Raw genomic sequence first — 20,721 nt, forward strand, 5'->3', positions numbered from 1 at the left:
CCGTTCAGTCGAGCTGAGAGCGCAGGTCGTCGACCGTGTGCGCCGGGAGACCACACGTGTAGTCGCGGCACACGTACGCGGCACCCGGAGGGCGGTCCGTCCACAACGGCGACGGATACGGCTCACCCCACGCGATGACTGCGTTCGGGAGGTGCCGATGGTGCACGACGTCGACCAGGTCGTGGCGTTCGCCGACGATGACGATCTGCGTGATCCCACGGTGGTGGAGATCCAGCGCAGCGAGGAGCACGCCGAAGCCAGAGGGCGCCTCTCTGGCCAGCGCGCCGACGAGGCGGAGGATCGACTCCGCCCGCTCTCGGTACGTGTCGTCGCCGGTCAGTGCAGCCAGGCGCAGGAGCGCGAGGGCGGCGTTCGAGTTGGCCGATGGGATCGCCCCGTCCTGGAGGTCCTTGTCCCGGGCGACGAGGACCTCGCCGTCGTGCCCCGTGGTGAAGAGCCCGCCGTTGGCATCGTCCCAGAAGAGGGCGAGCATCCGGTCGGCCGTGTCCCGGGCGCCGAGGATCCAGCGCGCTTCTCCGGTCGCCTCCGACAGTCGGGTGAAGGCGTCGATCATCGCCGCGTGGTCGGAGGCGAAGGCGAGGTGTCTGGCGCCGGTGTCGGCCTGCCACGAACGGAGCCACCGGCCGTCGTCGCGTCGCAGGTGGTCGAGCAGGAACTGCGCGGACTCAACGGCGGCATCGACCCAGTCGGAGCGATCGAGGGCGGCACCCGCCTCGGCGAGCGCTGCGATCCACAGTCCGTTCCACTCGGTCAGCACCTTGTCGTCCAGGCCTGGCCGCGAGCGTGCCTCGCGGTGGGCCAGGAGGCGTTGGCGGGCGACGTCGACGTCCGGCGTGCGCTCCCACTGGCCACGATGGTGCGTCCGCACGGGGATCCATCGGCCGTCGAAGTTCGCAGGCCGGTCGAACTCCCAGAAGGTCAGCGCTGTCTCTGCGTGCTCCTCGCCGACAGCGGCGCGGATCTCGTCGGGCGTGAACGCGTAGAACTCGCCCTCGACCGACTTCCCGGTGGGGTCGAGCGAGTCCGCGTCCTCGGCCGAGGCGATGCCGCCCCCGTCGAGGCGCAGGTCGCGCAGGACGTAGGTGACGATCTCGGTGGCGATCTGCGCATATCTGTCGTGGCCGGTCTCCTGGAAGCCGTGCACGTAGAGACGGAGCAGACCCGCCTGGTCGTGGAGCATCTTCTCGAAGTGGGGGACGACCCAGTGCGGATCGACGGAGTAGCGGGAGAAGCCGCCGCCGAGGTGGTCGTACATGCCGCCGGAGGCCATGGCGTCGAGCGACGTCTCGACCATGGTCCGGTCCGAGTCGGAATTCGTGCGACCGAGCACCCGGATCAGGAAGTCGAGATTCTGCGGCGTCGGGAACTTCGGTGCGCCGCCGAACCCGCCCCACTCGTCGTCGTGGTGCTCGCGGAGGTGGGCGGCGGCGTCGTCGAGGACGCTCGGTCCGACGATGTCGTCGCCCGCGCCGATCCGCCCGCCGCGCCCGAGGGTCGCCGTGAGTTGGTCGGCCTGCTCGAGCAGTTCCGGCCGCCGGTGCCGCCACGCGTCGCCGATCGCCGTCAGGAGGTCGACGAACGCGGGTGTTCCGTGCCGCGCTTCCGGCGGGAAGTAGGTGCCTCCGTAGAAGGGTCGGCCATCGTGATGGAGGAAGACGGTCATCGGCCAGCCACCGCGCCCGGTCATCGCCTGGACCGCGTCCATGTACACGGCATCGACGTCGGGACGTTCCTCCCGGTCGACCTTCACGTTGACGAAGAGCTCGTTCATGACCGATGCCGTTGCCTCGTCCTCGAACGACTCGTGGGCCATCACGTGGCACCAGTGGCAGGCCGAGTAGCCCACCGACAACAGGATCGGGACGTCGCGGCGCTCGGCCTCGGCCGTCGCCTCGGGGCCCCAGGGCCACCAGTCGACGGGGTTGTCGGCGTGCTGACGCAGATACGGGCTGGACTCCTGCGCGAGGCGGTTCACGCACCCGACGCTACGACGGACTCCGGTGCGCCACTACGTTGCCGCCATGGAGATCAGACTGGATGGACAGGTCGCGCTCGTCACCGGCGCTTCGAAGGGGATCGGCAGGCAGATCGCCAAGACGTTCGCCGAAGCCGGGGCGAAGGTGATGCTGAGCTCGCGCAAGCAGGATGCGCTCGAGGAGGCTGCGGCCGACATCGACGGCGAGACCGCGGTGTTCGCCGCCAACGCCGGCGACCCCGAGCAGGCTGCGGCGTGCGTCCAGGCGACCATGGAGGCGTTCGGGCAGATCGACATCCTGGTCAACAACGCGGCGACAAACCCGTACTACGGCGCGGCCGTGGACATCGACCTGCCCCGCTACGACAAGACCTTCGAGGTCAATCTCCGTGGTCCGCTCGTGTGGACCCAGGAGGCGTGGAAGGCGTCGATGAAGGAGAACGGTGGGGCGGTCATCAACATCGCATCCATCGGTGGCCTGACCGTGAGCGATGTCATCGGGATCTACGACACGACGAAGGCTGCGCTGATCCACCTGACGAAGAACCTCGCCACCGACCTGTCACCGGGTGTGCGGGTCAACGCGATCGCTCCCGGGCTCGTGAAGACCGACATGGCCAAGGCGTTGTGGGAGCAGGGCGAGGAGATCATCGCCGGCCGGACGCCGCTCGCTCGTCTCGGCGTGCCCCAGGACATCGCCAACGCTGCGTTGTTCCTCGCATCGGATCTGTCGTCGTGGATGACCGGTCACACGATGGTCGTCGACGGTGGAGCCCTGATCAGCCCTCACGGGTGACGTCGCGACCGCGGAGCGCAGCGCGACGGATCTTGCCGAGCGAGGTGCGGGGGAGTGGCCCGACCTCGAGCGCCTTCGGCGCGCACCACACGGGGAGGGTCTCGCGGACCCAGTCCCGTAGTTCGTCGAGCGTCGGCTCGGTCGAGGCGTCGGTGAGTTCCACGACAGCGACGACCCGTTGACCCCACGTGTCGTCCGGTCGTCCGACGATCGCGACGTCGGCGATGGCCGGATGCTCGCGTAGGCGACGCTCGATGGGGTCGGGATGGACGTTCTCGCCCCCCGTGATGATCATGTCGCCGCGACGGCCGTCGACGTGGACGATGCCGTCGTCGAACGAACCCAGGTCGCCGGTGTGCAACCAGCCGGCGGCGTCACCGACCGGCGTGCCGTCGCGATACTGCTCGGCGACCATCGGCCCCCGGACCTGTAGCTCGGCGTCGACGACCCGGATCTCGACGTCGGGGAGCGGGACGCCGTCGTAGACCACGCCGCTGCCGGTCTCGGTCATCCCGTAGGTGGCCACGCTGTTGGGAGGTCGATTCGGCGGCGGGGCGGAACCGCCGAGCACGATCCGTTCCCACCGTCCGGCGTCGACACGGGCCAGCGCCGTCGCCACCAACGACACATGGGTGCACCCCTCGGCTGCGGCGGCGTCCACGGCCGCAGCGTCGAAGCCATCGTGCACCGTCAGACCCGTGCCCGCGTGGAGCGCCCGGGTGACGACCGACAGACCGCCGACGTGGGCAAGCGGAAGGCACGCCAGCCAGTGGTGGCGATCCGGGTCGATGCCGAGGAAGCTCGACGTCGCGGCCGCTGATGCCGCGACGTTGCCATGGCTGAGCACGACGCCTTTCGGCGCCCCCGTCGTCCCGCTGGTGGCGACCACCAGGGCGTCGCCGTCGTCGACCGCCTCGCCCACACGGAGTCGGTCGCACAGATCGGTCACGGCTGCCCGGGGGAGACGAGGGTCGATCGGCACCACGGCGTCGCCCCGGCTCCACGCCCGCTGCAGTTCGTCGACGAACTGCTGGCCCCGAGCCTCGACCGCGACCAGCACACCCACGACCCCACGCTACGACCTGTCCACGACCCCACACGACCCCCCCCGGACCCCCACCCGACCCCACCCGACCCCGAACGCCCCCCCGGACCCCCAAACCATGCTTCTGGGTGCGCGATCGGGACGCTCAGTGGCAGATCGCGCACCCAGAACGAGTTGGGGGTGGGTGGGGAGGGGTGGGGTGCGCGAACCTTCGTGACGTGGCCGACTCGCTTCCCTCCGGTGTCCGTGCGTGGATCGCAGGAGCGCGTGTCCGCACGCTGCCTGCGGCCGTCGTACCCGTGCTCGTGGGGACTGCTGCTGCCCGTGGGGTCGAGGGTCCGCTCATCGCGTGGCGGGCGGTGGCCGCAGGTGTCGTGGCGATCGCCCTGCAGGTCGCGACCAACTTCGCCAACGACTACAGCGACGGCATCCGGGGAACCGATGATCCGGGCGCACGGGTGGGGCCGGTGCGCCTGGTCGGATGGGGCATCAAGCCGCCCAGCGCCGTCAAGAAGGCCGCGCTCGCATGCTTCGCGCTCGCCGGTGTGGTCGGGCTCTCGCTGGCCGTCGCCGTCGGACCCGAACTCCTCGCCGTCGGCGCCATCAGCATCGCCGCCGGCTGGTTCTACACCGGTGGCTCGAAGCCCTACGGCTACCTGGGCCTCGGCGAGGTGTTCGTGTTCGTGTTCTTCGGCGTCGTCGCGACGGTCGGGTCGACCTATGTCCAACTCGGCGAGATCACCGGATTGAGCCTCCTGGCATCCGTCCCCGTCGGCTTGTTGGCGACGGCGCTGCTGGTCACCAACAACTTGCGCGACATCCCCGGCGACCGGGTGGTGGGCAAGCAGACGCTCGCCGTCCGCTTGGGCGACGCCCGGACCCGCACCGTGTACACAGGGATGTTGGCGGTGGCGTTCCTCCTCGTGGTCCCGATCGCGCTCGACCGGCCGTTCGCGCTGGTCGCCGTGGCCGCGGTGGTCCTTGGCGTACCACCGGTGAGGGCGGTCCGATCGGGCGCCGCCGGCCCGGCACTGATCCCGGTCCTGGCCGCGACCGGCAAGGTCCAGATGGCCTTCGGGGCGCTGCTCTCGGTGGGGCTCGCGCTGTCGGCGTGACATCGGGCACGAACCCTTGCCCAATTGGGCTACGGCGAGTAGAAATAATGGTGACCCGCCCCGCTGGAGGAATCCGTTCATGACCGCGATCACTGCCCGCACGATCTCTGTTCGTCGCCCCGACATCGACTACGTCGAGCCCACGCTGCCCAAGTACTTCGTGGCCGACGACCCGCTGCGAACCCACATCGCAGCGATGCTCTCGGCCGTCTTCCCCGAGGGCGAGGACTTCTTCGTGCGCAGCGTGCGCAACTACCGCAAGCAGATCACCGACCCCGAGCTCAAGAAGCAGGTGTCCGGGTTCATCGGCCAGGAGGCCCTCCACGGTCGAGAGCATCGGGAGTTCAACGAGGCGCTCGCCGAGCTGGGCTACCCGACGACGTTCGTCGATCGGCGCGTGAAGCACGGGATGGCGATCCTGAACAAGGTCGCCCCCAAGCGGACCCAGCTGGCCGTCACTGCCGCCCTCGAGCACTACACCGCAACGCTCGCCGAGGCCATCCTCACCGACGGCGGGGCCCGGGACGAGTTCGTGACCGACGAGGTCCGCGACCTGTTCACCTGGCACGCCCTCGAGGAGACCGAGCACAAGTCGGTCGCCTTCGACGTGTTCGAGGAGGTCTGTGGCAAGCGCTACGTCCGTGTCGGCACGATGTGGGCCGTGCACGTCGGGTTCTTCGTCGGCATGGCGACGGCAGTGATGACGTCGGTGGCGCTGGACCCCGTCGCACGTCGTCCCCGCACCTTCATTCGGGGGTTGCGGAGCCTTCGTCACCACCCGTTCTTCAGCCGGAAGGTGATCGAGCGGCTGCGGGACTACGACCGTCGTGGCTTCCATCCCGACGACCACGACACCACGGCCCTGCTCGAGCAGTGGCGCCAGTGGTACGACGAGGCGTCGATCGCGTCCTAGAGCCCGTTCTCGGTCATCCACGTCCGCAGGACGGCCAGGAACTCGTCACTGCGTTCGAGATGGGCGGCGTGGCCGGCCCCGGGGATGATCGCCAGCGTCGCGTTGGCGCCGATCGCGTCGGCCATCCGGCGTCCGATGGCCGCGTACTTCTCGTCGTCCTCGCCGGCGACCACCAGCACGGGCATCGAGAACCGATGGAGCTTGTCCCACGACGGGTCCTGGCGGCCGGTGCCGGCCTGGATCACCGAGTTCTCGAGTCCTTCGACCGTGTTCTCCATGCGTTCGAGGAGGAACTGGTGCTCAGACGGCAGGCCGGCGAACATCGGCGCGGCGATCCACGCCTTCAGGAAGTCGAGCAGGCCGAGCTCGCGGATCCGGCGACCGGTGGCCAGATCGGCGGCGGCGCGTTCGGCGCGCTCGGCCGGGTCCTCGATCCCCGGTGTCGCTCCGATGAGCACGAGGCCGCGGACGAGTTCGGGGTTCCCGAGCGCGAGGTGGATCAGGTATCGCCCGCCCATCGAGTACCCGACGTAGACGGCCTCGCCCCCTTGGTCGGCGATCAGGCGTCCGCCGCCACGCAACCCGGCCATCAGTTCCGCCGACCGGCCGTGTCCGGGAGCGTCGACCCGCACCACGGTGTGGTCCTGCCGGAGGTCGTCGGCGATGGGCCCCCAGCAGTTGCGGGTCTGTGTGAAACCGTGCACCAACACGACCGGATCGCCCTCGCCGTCACGGTCCGCGTGCAACCACATGGGTGCGCATGGTGACATAGACGCCCATGGACGCAGATGTCGGGTCGCCCGAACACGGATGGAGCCCCGACGTCCAGGCGACGTTCTGCGCCACGCTGGTCGACGAGTGGGTCCGATGCGGCCTGACCGACGCCGTCGTCTGTCCGGGCTCCCGGTCGACTCCGCTCACCATCGCCCTGGCCGAGGACGACCGCATCGCTGTCCACGTGCACCACGACGAGCGATCGGGGTCGTTCCTCGCGCTCGGTCTCGCCGTCACCAGCGCTCGCCCCGTGGTGGTGGTGACCACCAGCGGCACGGCGGTCGTCCAACTCCATGCCGCGGTCGTCGAGGCCGACCTGGCCGGCGTCCCGCTCATCGTCTGCTCGGCCGATCGTCCCGCGGAGTTGCGCGACGTGGGAGCCCCCCAGACCGTCGACCAGGACCACCTCTTCGGTCGATCGGTCCGGCACTTCACCGACCCCGGCGTCGCCGACGCGTCCCAGGCGGGCACCTGGCGGTCGATCGCCGCTCGGGCCTGGGCCGAGGCCACTGCCGAGTGGCCCGGACCCGTCCACCTCAACCTGCCGTTCCGTGAGCCCTTGGTGGGGACGCCGACAGCGCTGCCCACGGCACGCGGCGACGGGCCGTGGCACACCCGCCTGCGTGGCGCCCGTACGGCGCCGGTCCTCGACCCCGCACTCACCGGAGCGCGCGGCGTCGTCGTCGCCGGCCGTTCGACGCCCGACCCCGACGCCGTCGTCGATCTCGCTGCTCGTCTCGGCTGGCCGCTCCTGGCCGACCCGACGTCCGGTTGCGCTGGAGGCGACAGCATCGACGCGTTCGACGCGCTGCTGCGGACTCCGTTCGGTGACCGTGTCCTCCCCGACGTCGTGCTCCGCACCGGCGGAGCCCCGGCCTCGAAGGTGCTCGGCCAGTGGCTCGAACGAGCCGATGCCGAAGAGATCGTCGTCGCGCCGACCGGGCTGTGGCCCGACCCTGCACGGCGCGCTGCCGTGGTGCTCGACACGGTGCCGGCGGTGTCCGACGAGCACCGTCCGGTCGAGGAGTGGCTCGGCGCGTGGCAGACAGCGGCGGCAGAGGCCGCCGGCGCCATCGACGAGGTCCTCCGCGATGCCCCGATGTCCGAGCCCGCAGTGGCGCGTCACCTCACGCGGTCGTTGCCTCCCGGAGGCGTCCTCGTTGCGTCGTCGTCGATGCCCATCCGCGACGTCGAGTGGTTCGGCATCGGCCGACGCGATCTCCGGGTGGTCAGCAACCGTGGGGCCAACGGCATCGACGGCGTGGTGTCGACCGCAGTGGGGTCATCGCTCACGGGAGCGAAGACGACCCTGCTCATCGGCGACGTGGCCTTCCTGCACGACTCGAACGGACTCCTCGGCCTGGCCGACCGTGGCGTCGACCTGACGATCGTCGTGCTCGACAACGACGGCGGCGGGATCTTCTCGTTCCTGCCGCAACGCACGTCGCTCAGCGCCGACCGGTTCGAGCGACTCTTCGGCACGCCCCACGGACTCGACCTGGTCGACGTCGCCCGCTCGCTCGGCGTCGAGGCGTCCGAAGCCGACGTCCCCGAGGCACTCGACTGGAAACCCGGTGTCCGCGTGCTCGTGGTGCGGAGCGAACGGGACGCCAACGTCGCTCTGCATCGCCGACTCGACGACGCGGTGAGCGCAGCGCTCGTCGGCTGACGTCGCTTCAGGGGCGCAGGATCGCCGACAGCACCGCCTGGAACTTCGCGTCGGTCTCGGCGAGTTCGGCATCTGGATCCGAGTCCGACACGACTCCGACACCGGCGAAGAGTCGGGCGGACGATCCGTCGAGCAGAGCGGACCGGATGCCGACCGACCACGTGCCGTTCCCGGCGGCGTCGACCCAGCCGACCGCACCGGCATACCGATCACGGTCCAGTCCTTCGTGGGCGGCGAGGTGTTCGAGGGCGGGCTCGAGCGGCCAACCCGACACGGCCGGTGTGGGATGGAGGGCGCTGACCAGTTCCAGGATCGACGCCGGAGGCTGTGAGAGGCGGCCCTCGACGAGCGAAGCGAGGTGTTGGACGTTGGCCACGGCGACGACCGAGGGCTCCGGCTCCGAGTCGACGTACGAGCAGTACGGCAAGAGGGTCTCCCACACCATGTCGATGGTGATCTGGTGCTCGGCCCGGTCCTTGGTCGACGCCAACAACGAGGCCGCCAGCCGGGCGTCGGTGGTCGGGTCGCCGCCCCGGGGAGCGGTACCAGCCATGGGGTGGGCGTGGACCATCTCGCCCGACCGCGACACCAGCAGTTCCGGCGACGCGCCGACCATCGAGCCGACAGCGAAGCTGAAGCACCCGGGGAAGCTGCGCCGCAGCCGTCGGAGGAGATCGAGGCGCGAGATCGGGGCGTCGGCGGTCACGAGGATCTCGCGAGCCAGCACGACCTTGTCGAAGGCGCCGTCGGCGATGCGCTTGGTGGCGAAGCGCACCGAGTCCTTCCACCAGTCGGGGTCCTGGACCGCCTGCACCTCGAAGCGGCGCGCGCGGGGTTCGTCCACGCGGGGAGCGAGCACGTCGTCGGTGAGGTCGTCCTCGTCGCCCACATGGCTGACCCAGCGGGTCCCGTCGGCCGCCCGCCCGACGAGGATGCGGGGCACCACGAACGTCGCGGGCGCAGCCGGGTCGAACGGGATCGCTGCGAACGCCACGGGGCCGGTACCGGGCCGACCGACGTCGTCGTCGACGGTGATCGCGGCCAGGGCGTCGGTGACGGCGGTGAGCGCGGCGAGATCGGTCGACGGCACCTCGACGCGCATCGCCTCGCCCCGGCCGGCCAGACCGTCGGCGCCCTTCTCGAAGACCGATCCGTCGACGCCCGCGACATCGAGGAGGTCGACGTCGGTGTCGAGTCGCCTCGTGCGAGCGACGATCACCGGACGCGTGTCCCGGTGTAGAGCTGGCTGATGCCTTGGGTGAGCAGCGTGCGCTCGACGTCGATGAAGCCGGCAGCGATGATCTGGTCGCGGAGTTCGGCGGGCTCTGGCAGATAGGCGACCGACTTCGGCAGGTACCGGTAGGCGGCCTTGTTCGACAGCATGCCGCCGATCAGGGGGACGACCTTGCCGAAGTAGAACGAGTGGCCCCACTTGAGGACCGGGTTCGGCGGCTCGGCCACGTCGACCAGCGAGATCCGGCCACCGGGTCGGAGCACCCGGGCGAGCTCGGCGAAGAGCGGCTCGAGGGCGACGAAGTTCCGCAGGGCGAACCCGCACGTGACCCCGTCGAGCGAATCGTCGGGGAACGGGAGGACGAGGCCGTCGCCGTGCACCAGCGGGGCGTCGGTACGGGCCGCAGCGAGCATCCCGAACGACAGGTCGGCCCCGATGGGCCGGAAGCCGGCGTCGGTCAGGTCGCGGCACATGTCGCCGGTCCCACAGGCCAGGTCGAGCACGACCGCACGTGAGCCGAGGTCGAGCGCCCGGATGGCCTTGCGTCGCCAGCCGACGTCGAGTCGGAAGGTCATGATCCGGTTGACGAGGTCGTAGCGCGGAGCGATCGTGTCGAACATCGCGCGGACGGCAGCCGCCTTCTCGTCACCCTCGGGGAGGTCGTCGGCATCGGGAAGCGCGGTCGGCGTGCTCACGTCCCGATCCTACGGAGCGATCGCTCGATCCATCGCGTCGGCGGCCCGCCCGTAGAGTCGTCGCATGTCCGCGAAGGCCCATTTCCGCATCGCGGGGATCCCCGTCCGGATCGAGCCCGTGTTCTGGATCGCCACGGTGTTCCTGGCGTTCAACCTGCAGGACGCCCGACTCATCATCATCTGGGTCGCCGTGGTCCTGGTGTCGATCCTGGTCCACGAACTCGGCCATGCGTTCGCCCTGAAGGTCTACGGCCAGAAGTCGAGCATCGTGCTGCACGGGTTCGGCGGCGTGACGCTCTCGCAGCGGCAGCTCACCAAGGTGCAGAGCATCATCGTCTCGCTCGCCGGACCCATCACGGCGTTGGTCGTGCTCGGCATCCCGGCACTGCTGATCCGCGACAGCGACTACGGCCTCGGACTCTGGGATGCCTACCGCGGCGGCTTCGGACTCTGGCCGGTGGTCGTGTTCGCCGTCTACGTCAACATCTGGTGGTCGATCGCGAACCTGCTCCCGATCCGACCGCTCGACGGCGGCAACGTGATGACCGAGTTGATCGGCATCCAACGAGCACGGATCCTGTCGATCGTCGTGGGCGGGGGAGCCGCGATCTGGGCCTACCTCCACGCAGACGAGGGGTTCCGTTACGCAGCGCTCTTCGCCGCCTTCCTGGCGTTCATCAACTTCTCGGAGTACCGACGGGCGACGCAGGGGGCGGGGGGACCGTCGGCGTTCGACGTCGAGTCGCCCGACCCCGGCACCGGCCGGCCCGGGCGTGGCTCCGGCATCCAACGCGGAGCGACCCCACGCCACGGCGGCCGTCCGACGGGGCCGCCCAGCCGGGGGTCCGGCCAGACGGTCTCCCCGATGATCGGCGGCGTCGACCCTTCATCGGCCGAGTCGTTCGCCTGGAATCTGCTCCGCCGCGGCGACGCCGCCGGCGCCCGTCGGGTGTTGCAGCGGTCGACGGGGGCGGTGGGCCCGTTCGTGGGTCCCACAGTTGAGTTGGCCAACGGTGCCGGCGTCGAGGCCCTGGCCGGGGCGTACCTCGCCAACCCGACCGGCCCGTCGAACCTGGTGCCGGCCACGGTCGCCGCGGACTCGGGTCACGCGGTGACGCTCGCTCGACTCCTCGCCGGCCAGGGGTCCAACGGCCTCGAGGCGGCCGCCAGTCTCCAGACCCACCTCCACTACGCCGAACGGTTCGATCACGCCGCCGCCGTCGGGGAGGTCGTGTTCTCCGTCTCGGGGACCAACGCCCAGGTCGCGTTCGACACTGCCTGTTCGTGGGCGAGGGCCGGAGACGCCGATCGCTCGCTCGAGTGGATCCGTCGTGCCGTCGCCGCCGGATTCGCAGCCCCCAAGTTGCTCGACGGCGAACCGGATCTCGAGTCCACCCGCAGGCATCCGGGCTGGCGCTCGGTGCGTGGCGACGGCTGAACAACTGGCCTGCGAGACGTCCCCCAGGAGTTCTTGGGGGATGCGCCGGATCGTCTGACCCCGTTGTGGCCGGGAATGTGGGGGAATGCCGAGGACCCTGACCTTTCCGAGCCCGTCGACCCACGTCTGTCCGGTGTGCGATCGAGTCCTCACCGGGATCCCGTGTCCGGCGTGCGGCGCAGATCTCGGCCGTCCGGAGGGTACGGAGCTGTTCCGTGTCGACGGCGAGCTGCATCGGCTGTCGATCGAGCGTGGCGATCTCGTCCGAGTCCTCCTACAGCCCGCTCCTGCGACCGGTGAGCCAGTGCCGCCGCCACCGCCGCGGGTGGTCGCTCCGCTGCCCCCGTCACTGCCCGTCTCGGCGCGTTCCGACGGCGCGACACCGGACGCGTCGAGATGGACCGTCGCCGAGATCCTGGTGGGGCTCGGCGGGCTGAGCTTGATCGCCGCGGTCGTGGTCTTCGCCGCCGTGGCGTGGTCGGACCTCGCGGCCTGGGCGCAGGGAGCGCTGCTCGTCGGAGCGACCGGAGCCGTGCTCGGAACGGCGGTCGCATGCAGCGGACGTGGGCTGCGCGCCACAGGGGAGTCTCTGGGGGCGGTCGCCACGACGTTGGCGCTGGCGGACGTCGAGGTCGCCCGTTCGGCCCTCGACGGCGTGGTCTCGGTCCGGTCCGTCTGGTCGATCGGCCTCGCGGTCGTCGCCACGTCGGCGCTGGTGGCCGGGAGGCGGTTCGGTCTTCGTGGGATGTCGACTGCCGGAGCTGCGATCGCATTCATCCCTGCGCCGCTGTTCGCGGAGGGCCTCCACCACGATCTCGCGGCCGCATGGGTGCTCGGGGCGCAGGCGGTGCTCGCCGTCGCGATCTCCACGATTCCCGCTCGACAGGGCGACGACGTCTCGCTCGAACGATCGATCGTGGTGACGGGGTCGATCGTCTCGTGGGGACTCGCTGCCGTCCTCGGCCTCGCCGATGCCGTCCGACCCTTGGTCGACCTCGGTCGAGCCCCCGTGGCTGCATGTGTACTGCTCGGGACCCTCGCCGCAGGGTCGGTCGGCGTCGGCCGCGCTCGCCGCGTCCAGCCGCTCGCTGCGGCCGGTTCGGCGCTGGCATTCGTTCCGGCCGTGTTGTTCGTCGCGGGCGCGGGCGCCGCCTCGGGCATCGCTGCGGTGCTCGTCGGTCAGACGGTCGCCGGGGTCGCGGGCGCGGCGGTCATTCGTGGGCGTCGTTCTCCGAACGCCCGAGCGAGCCTCGACCAGGTGTTGGACGCAGGCGCTGTGGTGTCCGCATTCGGCGCCGCAGGGGTGGCGGTGTTGCTGTCCGTCGGCTCGTGGTGGCCCGACGGGGGGTCGGTCTCGCACGCTGCGGTGGCGACCTTCCTCGCGCTGGCGGCGGTGGCGATCGGCGGTGCTCGCTTCGCCGGCTGGTCGCGCGCCGCGACATCGCTGGTCTTGGTCGGCGGGGTGCTGGCCGTCCTGATCGCGGGAGCCCTTGCTCGGTCGACCGCGAACGACGACGTGATCACGACGACCGTGGCCCTGACAGGCGGGGTCGTGGCGTTGCTTGCCGCGTCGTTGGTCCGTCTCGATCCGGAGCGCCCTTGGATGGCGGCGATGGGTGCGGCAGCGGTCAGCGTCGGCGTGCTGGGCATGGTCCCACTCGCCGCCAGCGGCGTCGCTGCGGTGGCGCTGGCCGAGGTGGTCGCAGAGTCCGAGCATGCGGGCGCCGGTGCCACGTTCGCCGACCATCTCGCCGATGCACCGTCGATCGTCGCTGGGGACCTGCCCATGCCGATGACCATGGCGCAGCTCCTGGCCGTCGCGGCGCTAGGGGTTGGAGGGATCGTCCTCGGTCGTCGGTGGGGGGTCTGGCTCACTGCTGCCGTCGGCACCAGTGCGGTCCTGGTGGGGCCGGTCGCGTTCGGTGCCTCGATCGGTGTGGCCGTCCTCGCCTACCTCGTCGTGGTCGCTGCGCTGGGGTGGCGGCTCGTCGCCAGACCGGACGAACTCATCTCGGTGCTCGCGCTGGCACTCGTCGTCCCGGTGTCGATCGGCGCGGCGACGGCCTCGGCCCCGCTGATCGTCGTCGCGACCGTGCTCGTCGCCGGCGTGTTGGTCGTCCTGACCCAGCGGGCGCTGCGGATGCAGTCGTCGGGCGCCGCGATGTGGGTGGCGGCGACGTCGTTGACGGGCCTCGCCGGGTTGACGATCGACGTGATCCGTCTGGGGTCATCGGGCGATACCCCGATGCTCGTCGCGGCGATCGCCGCGGCACTTGCGTCGGCCACCGGACCGGCGATCGAACGGTGGTACCCGGAGGACGAGACCGGCGCAGCCCTGTGTGCGGACGTCGTGACCGGTGCGGCCCTCGTCCTCGCCGTACTCGCCTCCCCGTCGCTCGACCAGGCGAGTGCTCTGGTCGGACTGGTGGGTCTGGTGGCTGGATTCCACGCACTCCGTGAAGGGCGCCGCCACCTCTTGGGCGTGGCGGTCGGAGCGGTCGTGGTCGTGACCTGGATGCGACTCGTGATCGCCGCCGTGGCGCTCCTCGAGGCGTACACGCTCCCGCTGGCCGGAGCGTTCCTGCTCGGAGGCTCCGTGGTGGGCTCGGGCACACGGTCGTCGTGGGTCCGGAGCGGCGCTGGTTTGTTCGCTGCGCTGGTGCCGACCACGGTCCTCGCCCTGGCCGGCGACGACCTGGCGAGAACGGTTGTGGTCGTCGCGGCGAGCGCCATGGTCGTGCTGTGGGGAGCAATGGCTCGGGAGCAGGCACCGCTCGCCATCGGGGGTGTGGTGCTCGGCGTCGTGGCGCTCCGCCACCTCGGCCCTGTCGCCGATCAACTCCCACGCTACGTCGTGTTCGCCGTGGCTGGCATCGGTCTCCTGGCCACAGGTGCGACGTTCGAGAAGCGTCGGGGAGACCTCCGGCGGGCACGCGATGCGTTCGGGCAACTCGACTGAGTGCGGTGTGAGTCGCGGTGGGTCCCGGTGCTCGGCACCGGGACCCACCTCTCGTCGTTCATCGGATGAACGGTTGGCGGGCGTCAGCCACGACCGCCGCACGCATCCGGTCGACGTCGGCCGACCGTCGAGGGTCGGTACGTCGTTCGGGGTTCCGGACCCGCACGATGCGGGCGCGGATGATGGTTCGCACGGTGATCACCTCCTCGTGGTCCGTGCGCGGGCACGCCTCACCGCGAGCGGTGGGATGCATGGACCAGGACGACCCGTGGGGTCGGCGCGGTTCGGCGACGTCAGGACGTCAGGGAACCAGGAGCGCCGGGCAGCCGGGAGCCGTCGGAACAGTCGTCATGTGCGTTGGCTCCTTCCTGTCGCGGGCGGTCGTCGCAGCAGACAACACGCTTCCCGTGACCGGCGCCAAACGAATTTCCGGTCAGGTCTGCGTCGCCTGTTCCTTGGCCCAGCGGTAGTCGGCCTTTCCGGCCGGCGATCGCACGACGGCCTCGACGAACACGAACGCCTTCGGCAGCTTGTAGCGGGCGATGTGCGTCGACGCCTCGGCGATCAGGGACTCCTCGTCGGGCGTGATGCCGTCTCGGCACTGGACGATGGCCACGACCTCGTTGCCCCACTTCTCCGACGGACGGCCGGCGACGACCACGTCGAAGACGTCGGGATGGTGCGCCAGGGCCTGTTCGACCTCCTCGGCGAAGATCTTCTCGCCACCGGAGTTGATGGTGACCGAGTCGCGTCCGAAGAGCTCGATGTCGCCTTCCGCCGTCAGGCGTGCGCGATCGCCGGGGACGGCGTAGCGCACACCGTCGATCACCGGGAAGGTGCGTGCGGTCTTGTCGGCGTCGCCGAGGTAGCCGAGCGGGACCCGGCCCTGCTGCGCCAGCCAGCCGTTGCCCTCGTGTCCCGCGGTGAGGACTGCGTCCATCTCGGCCGAGACCACCACGGCGCCAGGACCGGGCGTGAACGTCCCGGTCGAGGCCTTGGCGCCTGCTGCGGACACATGGCTCATCTGCGAGCCGGTCTCCGAGGCACCGACGGCGTCCATGATCATCGCCGTCGGGAGCTGGGCCAGGAAGCGGTCCTTGAGCGTCGAGTTGAGCGGCGCGCCGCCGGACACGACGGCGAGGAGCGACGACGCATCGTACGAGCCGGCTTCGAGTGCATCGACGAGCGGTCGCCCGAAGGCGTCGCCCACGATGAGCAGGATGTTCACGCCCTCGCGTTCGACGAGCTGCCAGACCTCGTCGGGCTCGAGGCGGGTCACTTCGTCCTGGATCACGACGGTGTTGCCGGAGTTGAACGCGTTGAACGCCATCCAGTGACCGGCGCCGTGCATGAACGGGGGAGCGGGGAGCATCTTGGCTCCGCCGCCGTTCGCCGCGTTCGCGACGACCGCCTCGAGCGAGTCGAACTCCTGCCCGGAGGCGAGGTCGCGACCGCCCATCGAACCCATGTAGATGTCGGCCTGGCGCCACAGCACGCCTTTGGGCATGCCGGTCGTACCGCCGGTGCAGAGGATGTAGAGGTCGTCGGGCGAGCGCTCGACGTCGGCCGGTTCGGGCGAAGCCGCGGCGATGGCGTCCTCGTAGGCGATCGCACCTTCCAGCAGCGGTTCGTCGCCGACCTGGATCAGGGTCTTGAGCTGGGGCAGGTCGGGCAACACCGCAGCGAGGGTCTCGGCGAACCGGCCGTCGAAGACGATGGCGCTCGCCTTGCAGTTGGCGAGCAGGTAGCGGAGCTCCTCCTCGACGTAGCGGTAGTTCACGTTGAACGGGGCGACCCGGGCCTTGAAGCCGGCGAGCATGGCTTCGAGGTATTCGTTGCCGTTGTAGAGGTAGACGGCCAGATGGTCCTGGTGCGTCTCGTGTCCGCCGAGACCGTCACGCGACGTGTGGGCACCGAGCCCTGCGTCGTGCAGCACGTTCGCGAGCCGGTTCGACCGCTGATCGAGGTCTGCGTAGGTGAGGCGCATGTCGCCCCACACGATCGCTTCACGGTCCGGTACCGCTGCTGCGACACCCTCGAACACGTCTGCGAGATTGAACTCCACCGTCTACTTCCCCCTGATCTGCTGTGTTCGGGGGGACGCTATGACCGATTGTCCGACGTCACCCAATCGGACCTGACGGTGTGTCAGGTCTAGGAGAACCAGATGCGCTGGTGTTCACGGCTCTGTTCGTGGAGCAGGAGGGCCACCAGCAGGACCTCGAACATCAGTGACAGGATCCCGGTTCCGAGCACGCCATTCAGGCCACCGAGGAACACGAACCGCAGCACGAAGGGAGAGAACGCCATGACCAGGCCCAGTTGGTACCCGACCTTGCGCTCGTTGGCGATCAGGTATCCCGCCGCGACCTTGCCCACGACGATGGCCAGGCCGAACAGGTTGAAGACGGCCCCGAACAGCGCGTCGAACGCCGCGCTCACGTACAAGAGCATCACGGCATTGCCCAACGCCTGGGGCAGCGAGTGATTGATCCACCGGCGGGTCTCCATGGCTGACAGTCTCGCAGGCGTCGCCCTCGGCGCCGGATCAGGACAGCGGATGCGGCCGCTGACCATCGACCGTCCCAAGGTGCTCTGCCCGATCGACGGCGTCGCCCTCGTCGACCACGCGATCCGTCGGCTCGAAGCCGTGACAGCCGACATCGCGGTCAACGCCCACGTCACGCAACCCTCACTCTCGGAACACCTCGACGGTCGGGTGCACGTGTCGATCGAGTCGGGTGAGCAGTTGGGGACCGCGGGAGCCCTCGGTCAGCTCCGCCCCTGGATCGACGGTCGTCCCACCGTCGTCGTCAACGGCGACACCTGGTGCCCTGGTGGGATCGACGCGCTCGTGGACGGATGGGGCGGGACCACGATCCGCATCCTCGTGGCCGGTCGGGAGCCGTTCGGTCCTCGCTCCCGTATCGCCGGAGCGCTGCTGTCGTGGTCCGACGTGGTGAGGCTCGAGGCGGTGCCGACCGGTCTGTGGGAGGTGTCGTGGCGTGCGGCGCTGGCAGAGGGGCGGATCGAGTCGGTGCACCACGAGGGTCCGTTCGTGGACTGCGCGACCCCGAGCGACTATCTCGCCGCGAACCTCGAGGCCGCGGGCGGCTCGTCGATCTGCGCCGGGGCGGTGGTCGACGGCACCATCGTGGACTGCGTGGTGTGGGACGGCGCCGTGGTCCACGCCGCCGAGCAACTCGAACGGGCGATCCGTACGGACACCGGCCGGACCGTCCTGATCCGCGACTAGCGGCGTCGGGGTCGAGCGACCGGAGTCGCCTCGTGGTTGGCGCGGAGTTGACCACACGCCGCGTCGATCTCCGTGCCGCGGTTCTGGCGAATCGTGGCGTTGACGCCGGCGGCCCGCAGTCCGTCGCGGAACTCTCGCACCCGCTCCGGCGTCGAGCCACGTACGGCATAGCCCGGCGTGGGGTTGAGCGGGATCAGGTTCACGTGAGCCCGGACCGTCCGGGCGGCGTCGGCGAGTTGCGCCACGTCGATCTCGCGGTCGTTGACCCCGTCGATCATCGCCCACTCGAAGGACAGCCGCCGATGCGTCGTGTCGACGTACTCGGCGCACGCACCGAGCAGTCGTTCGATCGGGTACGTGCGGTTGAGCGGCACCAGCTCGTTGCGCAGATCGTCGTTCGCTGCGTGCAGGGAGACCGCGAGGTTGACCGGGAGCGGCGCTCGGGTCAGTCGCTCGATCCCCGGCACGACGCCCACGGTCGAGACCGTGATGTGGCGGGCCGAGAGCCCGATCGCTCCGTGGATCCGCTCGATCGCCGCCCACATGGTGTCGTAGTTGGCGAGCGGCTCGCCCATCCCCATGAACACCACGTTCGAGAGTCGACGTGGCTCGGGACCCGAACGGGCGACGCGGGCCGCGGTCACGACCTGCTCGACGATCTCGCCGACGGTGAGGTGGCGCTCGAAGCCGGCCTGGCCCGTGGCACAGAAGCTGCAGGCCATGGCGCAGCCGGCCTGGCTGCTCACGCAGACCGTGGACCGGTCCGGGTAGTGCATGAGCACGGTCTCGACCGCAGCGCCGTCGTCGAGGTGCCACAGCCACTTCACGGTGTCGCCGTCGTCGCTGATCGACTCGGTGGCCTTCGTGAGCGCGGTGGGGAGGTCCTCGTCGAGTCGCTCGCGCAGCGCCTTGGGGAGGTTCGTGATGTCGGCGGGGTCGGCGAAGTGCTCGTACAGGCCGGCCCAGACCTGGTCGACCCGGTAGCGGGGCTCGCCGTCGAGGACCGCGGTGAACGCGTCGCGGTCGAGGTCGTAGCGGGTGGTGGTGCGGTTCACCATGTCGTCACGCGGGAGGGAGGTCGCCGACGAAGGCGCGGTCGGTGTGGTGGACCTCGAAACCGAGCTTGCGGTAGAGCGCCACGGCAGCGTCGTTGTCCGCGTCGACGTAGAGCATCCCGACGCTGACCGACTCCGCGAGGTGGGCGAGACCGGCGACGGTGAGCGCTCGCCCGAGCCCGAGGCCGTGGAAGTCCGGGTGGGCGGCGATCACGTAGATCTCGCCCAGCGCCTCCGGCCGTTGCTCATCGGCGGGATGGATCTTGGTCCAGCAGAAGCCGGCCATCCGGCCGTCGCGCTCGTGGATGAGGAACCCGGCGGGGTCGAACCACGGTTCCTGCTGGCGAGCGACGAGGTCGTCCTTGGTCCAGTCGCCCTGTTCCGGGTGCCAGTCGAAGGCGGCGTTGTTCACCTCGAGCCAGGCGTCTTCGTCCCGGCCGGGTTCGAACGGGCGGGTCACCAGATCCGTCGTCTCGGCCAGGGGGAGTGGGACGCGCATCTGCCACAGGTCCCGCCCGGCCTCGAGACCGACTGCCGCGGCGATGCGGACGTGGGCCTCGGTCGGCTCGTACACCCAGTAGTGGACGTGCCCGCCGCCCTCGGATCGGATCACGTCGGTGGCCTCGCCCAGCAGGAGCGGTGCGATCTGAAGGGCGTCGTAGCGGTGGTGGGGGTCGATGACGAGGTCGATGGCCCAGGACTTCGTGCCCTGCGTGACCTGGGCATAGGCCAGGAGATGGTCGTGCCCCGGCTCGCTGAGCACGAGGCCGGCGAACTCGGACCGGCCGCCGTGCGCGGCGTCGACCCAGCGGTGCTCGTCCATCGGCTGGTGGCCGTCGGCCGCTCGGACGCGCTCGATGAGGTGTTCGACTTCGGCGACGTCTTGGTCGTCGAGTCTGCGCTTGATCACGAGGTCAGCCATCTCCAACCGAGGCTATCGACGGGTACCGTCGCCGCCGTGGCCCGCTCCCGAGTTCCCAATCCCGATCCGCCTGAGGGGCGCCGTCGTCCGAGGACGCCCGCCGGCAGGGGCAAGGTCGTGCATGAGTTCCTCGCCGAGGACTACCCGGGGTCCGCCGTCGACCTGTGCGAGCTCGACCACCGCAATCCCTTCGAGCTCCTCGTCGCCACGATCCTGTCGGCCCAGTGCACCGACGAGCGGGTCAACCTGACGACCCCCGAGGTCTTCCGGCGGTGGCCCGACGCCGAGTCGCTGGCCGGCGCCGACACCCTGGAACTCGAGGAGGTCATCCACGGAACCGGGTTCTTCCGCCAGAAGGCGAAGAGCCTGCAGGGCATGGCGACACGCCTGCTCGACGAGCACGGGGGCGAGGTCCCGCACGGGCTCCGCGACCTGGTCGCTCTGCCCGGAGTCGGGAGGAAGACCGCCAACGTGATCCGGTCGGTGGCCCTCGACGAGCCCGGGCTCCCGGTCGACACCCATGTCGGGCGCCTGGCCATCCGGCTGGGACTGACGGAGGAGACCGACCCGGTCAAGGTCGAGTTGGAGCTCAACGGGATGGTGCCGGCGGCAGAGCGGGGTCGCTTCAGTCTGCGGTTGATCCTGCACGGCCGGCGGGTCTGCTCTGCGCGGCGCGCAGCGTGCGGCGAGTGCTCCCTAGCGTGGTTTTGTCCGTCATTCGGCACGACCGATCTGCCGTCGTCGCCGCACAAGAAACAAAAGTCAGCTTGACGATGCAAATGGCTCGGTTATCGGCGATACTGTCCGGAGCAGTCCAGGTTCCCGCCACCTGGTACTGACGGTGTCGTCGAGAT

18 protein-coding genes are annotated in these 20,721 nt (G+C 70.1%); 8 read left to right on the forward strand and 10 right to left on the reverse strand.

Annotation, left to right across the window (positions count from 1 at the left end):
* Nucleotides 1–4: 4 nt before the first annotated feature.
* Nucleotides 5–1,996, reverse strand: a complete 1,992-nt coding sequence (locus AB8619_RS06660; RefSeq protein ID WP_436795679.1) for a thioredoxin domain-containing protein — start codon at nt 1,994–1,996, stop codon at nt 5–7.
* 46 nt (nt 1,997–2,042) lie between these two features.
* Here AB8619_RS06660 and AB8619_RS06665 point away from each other — a divergent pair, with 46 nt between their 5' ends.
* Complete coding sequence (locus AB8619_RS06665) at nt 2,043–2,792, forward strand: SDR family oxidoreductase (RefSeq protein ID WP_436795680.1); 750 nt, start codon at nt 2,043–2,045, stop codon at nt 2,790–2,792.
* On the opposite strand, the gene AB8619_RS06670 is transcribed toward AB8619_RS06665, so the two are convergent.
* Nucleotides 2,776–3,858 carry a class I adenylate-forming enzyme family protein gene (locus AB8619_RS06670; RefSeq protein WP_436795681.1) on the reverse strand — a complete coding sequence of 361 codons (1,083 nt, stop codon included), beginning with the start codon at nt 3,856–3,858 and terminating at the stop codon, nt 2,776–2,778. The genes AB8619_RS06665 and AB8619_RS06670 overlap by 17 nt on opposite strands.
* Nucleotides 3,859–4,055: 197 nt before the next feature.
* Here AB8619_RS06670 and AB8619_RS06675 point away from each other — a divergent pair, with 197 nt between their 5' ends.
* The gene (locus tag AB8619_RS06675; RefSeq protein WP_436795682.1) at nt 4,056–4,952 is read left to right on the forward strand and encodes a 1,4-dihydroxy-2-naphthoate polyprenyltransferase; all 897 of its coding nucleotides are present in this window, start codon (nt 4,056–4,058) and stop codon (nt 4,950–4,952) included.
* A gap of 79 nt (nt 4,953–5,031) precedes the next feature.
* Complete coding sequence (locus AB8619_RS06680; RefSeq protein ID WP_436795683.1) at nt 5,032–5,865, forward strand: metal-dependent hydrolase; 834 nt, start codon at nt 5,032–5,034, stop codon at nt 5,863–5,865.
* Here AB8619_RS06680 and AB8619_RS06685 read toward each other — a convergent pair.
* On the reverse strand, nt 5,862–6,617 hold the full coding sequence (locus AB8619_RS06685; RefSeq protein WP_436795684.1) for an alpha/beta fold hydrolase: 756 nt from the start codon (nt 6,615–6,617) through the stop codon (nt 5,862–5,864). The two genes, AB8619_RS06680 and AB8619_RS06685, sit on opposite strands and share 4 nt — an antisense overlap.
* Before the next feature lie 26 nt (nt 6,618–6,643).
* Between AB8619_RS06685 and menD the strand changes: the two genes are divergently transcribed.
* Nucleotides 6,644–8,308, forward strand: a complete 1,665-nt coding sequence (gene menD / locus AB8619_RS06690) for a 2-succinyl-5-enolpyruvyl-6-hydroxy-3-cyclohexene-1-carboxylic-acid synthase (RefSeq protein ID WP_436795685.1) — start codon at nt 6,644–6,646, stop codon at nt 8,306–8,308.
* Between the two features lie 7 nt (nt 8,309–8,315).
* On the opposite strand, the gene AB8619_RS06695 is transcribed toward menD, so the two are convergent.
* Complete coding sequence (locus tag AB8619_RS06695; RefSeq protein ID WP_436795686.1) at nt 8,316–9,527, reverse strand: isochorismate synthase; 1,212 nt, start codon at nt 9,525–9,527, stop codon at nt 8,316–8,318.
* Nucleotides 9,524–10,237, reverse strand: coding sequence for a ubiquinone/menaquinone biosynthesis methyltransferase (locus AB8619_RS06700; RefSeq protein ID WP_436795687.1), 714 nt, complete (start codon nt 10,235–10,237; stop codon nt 9,524–9,526). Before AB8619_RS06700 ends, AB8619_RS06695 begins: the two co-directional genes overlap by 4 nt.
* A gap of 64 nt (nt 10,238–10,301) precedes the next feature.
* On the opposite strand from AB8619_RS06700, the gene AB8619_RS06705 reads away from it, so the two are divergent.
* Both AB8619_RS06705 and AB8619_RS06710 read left to right on the forward strand, forming a co-directional pair.
* Nucleotides 10,302–11,675, forward strand: a complete 1,374-nt coding sequence (locus AB8619_RS06705; RefSeq protein WP_436795688.1) for a metalloprotease — start codon at nt 10,302–10,304, stop codon at nt 11,673–11,675.
* Nucleotides 11,676–11,760: 85 nt separating this feature from the next.
* Nucleotides 11,761–14,634, forward strand: coding sequence for an SCO7613 C-terminal domain-containing membrane protein (locus AB8619_RS06710; protein WP_436795689.1), 2,874 nt, complete (start codon nt 11,761–11,763; stop codon nt 14,632–14,634).
* A gap of 58 nt (nt 14,635–14,692) precedes the next feature.
* Here AB8619_RS06710 and AB8619_RS06715 read toward each other — a convergent pair whose 3' ends face one another.
* The 3 genes from AB8619_RS06715 to AB8619_RS06725 all read right to left on the reverse strand — a co-directional run bounded on the left by AB8619_RS06715 (nt 14,693) and on the right by AB8619_RS06725 (nt 17,145).
* Entirely contained in the window at nt 14,693–14,827 is a 135-nt protein-coding gene (locus AB8619_RS06715; RefSeq protein WP_436795690.1) for a hypothetical protein, read from the reverse strand.
* A gap of 240 nt (nt 14,828–15,067) precedes the next feature.
* The gene (locus AB8619_RS06720; RefSeq protein WP_436795691.1) at nt 15,068–16,699 is read right to left on the reverse strand and encodes an acyl-CoA synthetase; all 1,632 of its coding nucleotides are present in this window, start codon (nt 16,697–16,699) and stop codon (nt 15,068–15,070) included.
* A gap of 89 nt (nt 16,700–16,788) precedes the next feature.
* Nucleotides 16,789–17,145, reverse strand: coding sequence for a hypothetical protein (locus tag AB8619_RS06725; RefSeq protein WP_436795692.1), 357 nt, complete (start codon nt 17,143–17,145; stop codon nt 16,789–16,791).
* Here AB8619_RS06725 and AB8619_RS06730 point away from each other — a divergent pair.
* Nucleotides 17,144–17,890 (forward strand): nucleotidyltransferase family protein, encoded by a 747-nt coding sequence (locus AB8619_RS06730; RefSeq protein ID WP_436795693.1) that lies wholly within the window; start codon nt 17,144–17,146, stop codon nt 17,888–17,890. The genes AB8619_RS06725 and AB8619_RS06730 overlap by 2 nt on opposite strands.
* Here the strand turns inward: AB8619_RS06730 and rlmN are convergent.
* Together rlmN and mshD are read right to left on the reverse strand one after the other, a co-directional pair.
* Nucleotides 17,887–18,948 carry a 23S rRNA (adenine(2503)-C(2))-methyltransferase RlmN gene (rlmN, locus tag AB8619_RS06735; protein WP_436795694.1) on the reverse strand — a complete coding sequence of 354 codons (1,062 nt, stop codon included), beginning with the start codon at nt 18,946–18,948 and terminating at the stop codon, nt 17,887–17,889. The two genes, AB8619_RS06730 and rlmN, sit on opposite strands and share 4 nt — an antisense overlap.
* 4 nt (nt 18,949–18,952) lie before the next feature.
* Nucleotides 18,953–19,867, reverse strand: a complete 915-nt coding sequence (mshD, locus tag AB8619_RS06740; protein WP_436795695.1) for a mycothiol synthase — start codon at nt 19,865–19,867, stop codon at nt 18,953–18,955.
* Between the two features lie 117 nt (nt 19,868–19,984).
* Between mshD and AB8619_RS06745 the strand changes: the two genes are divergently transcribed.
* The gene (locus AB8619_RS06745; RefSeq protein WP_436795696.1) at nt 19,985–20,638 is read left to right on the forward strand and encodes an endonuclease III domain-containing protein; all 654 of its coding nucleotides are present in this window, start codon (nt 19,985–19,987) and stop codon (nt 20,636–20,638) included.
* The last annotated feature ends 83 nt before the right edge of the window (nt 20,639–20,721 follow it).

This window comes from Actinospongiicola halichondriae (genome assembly GCF_049103745.1).
Lineage (GTDB): Bacteria > Actinomycetota > Acidimicrobiia > Acidimicrobiales > Salinilacustritrichaceae > Salinilacustrithrix > Salinilacustrithrix halichondriae.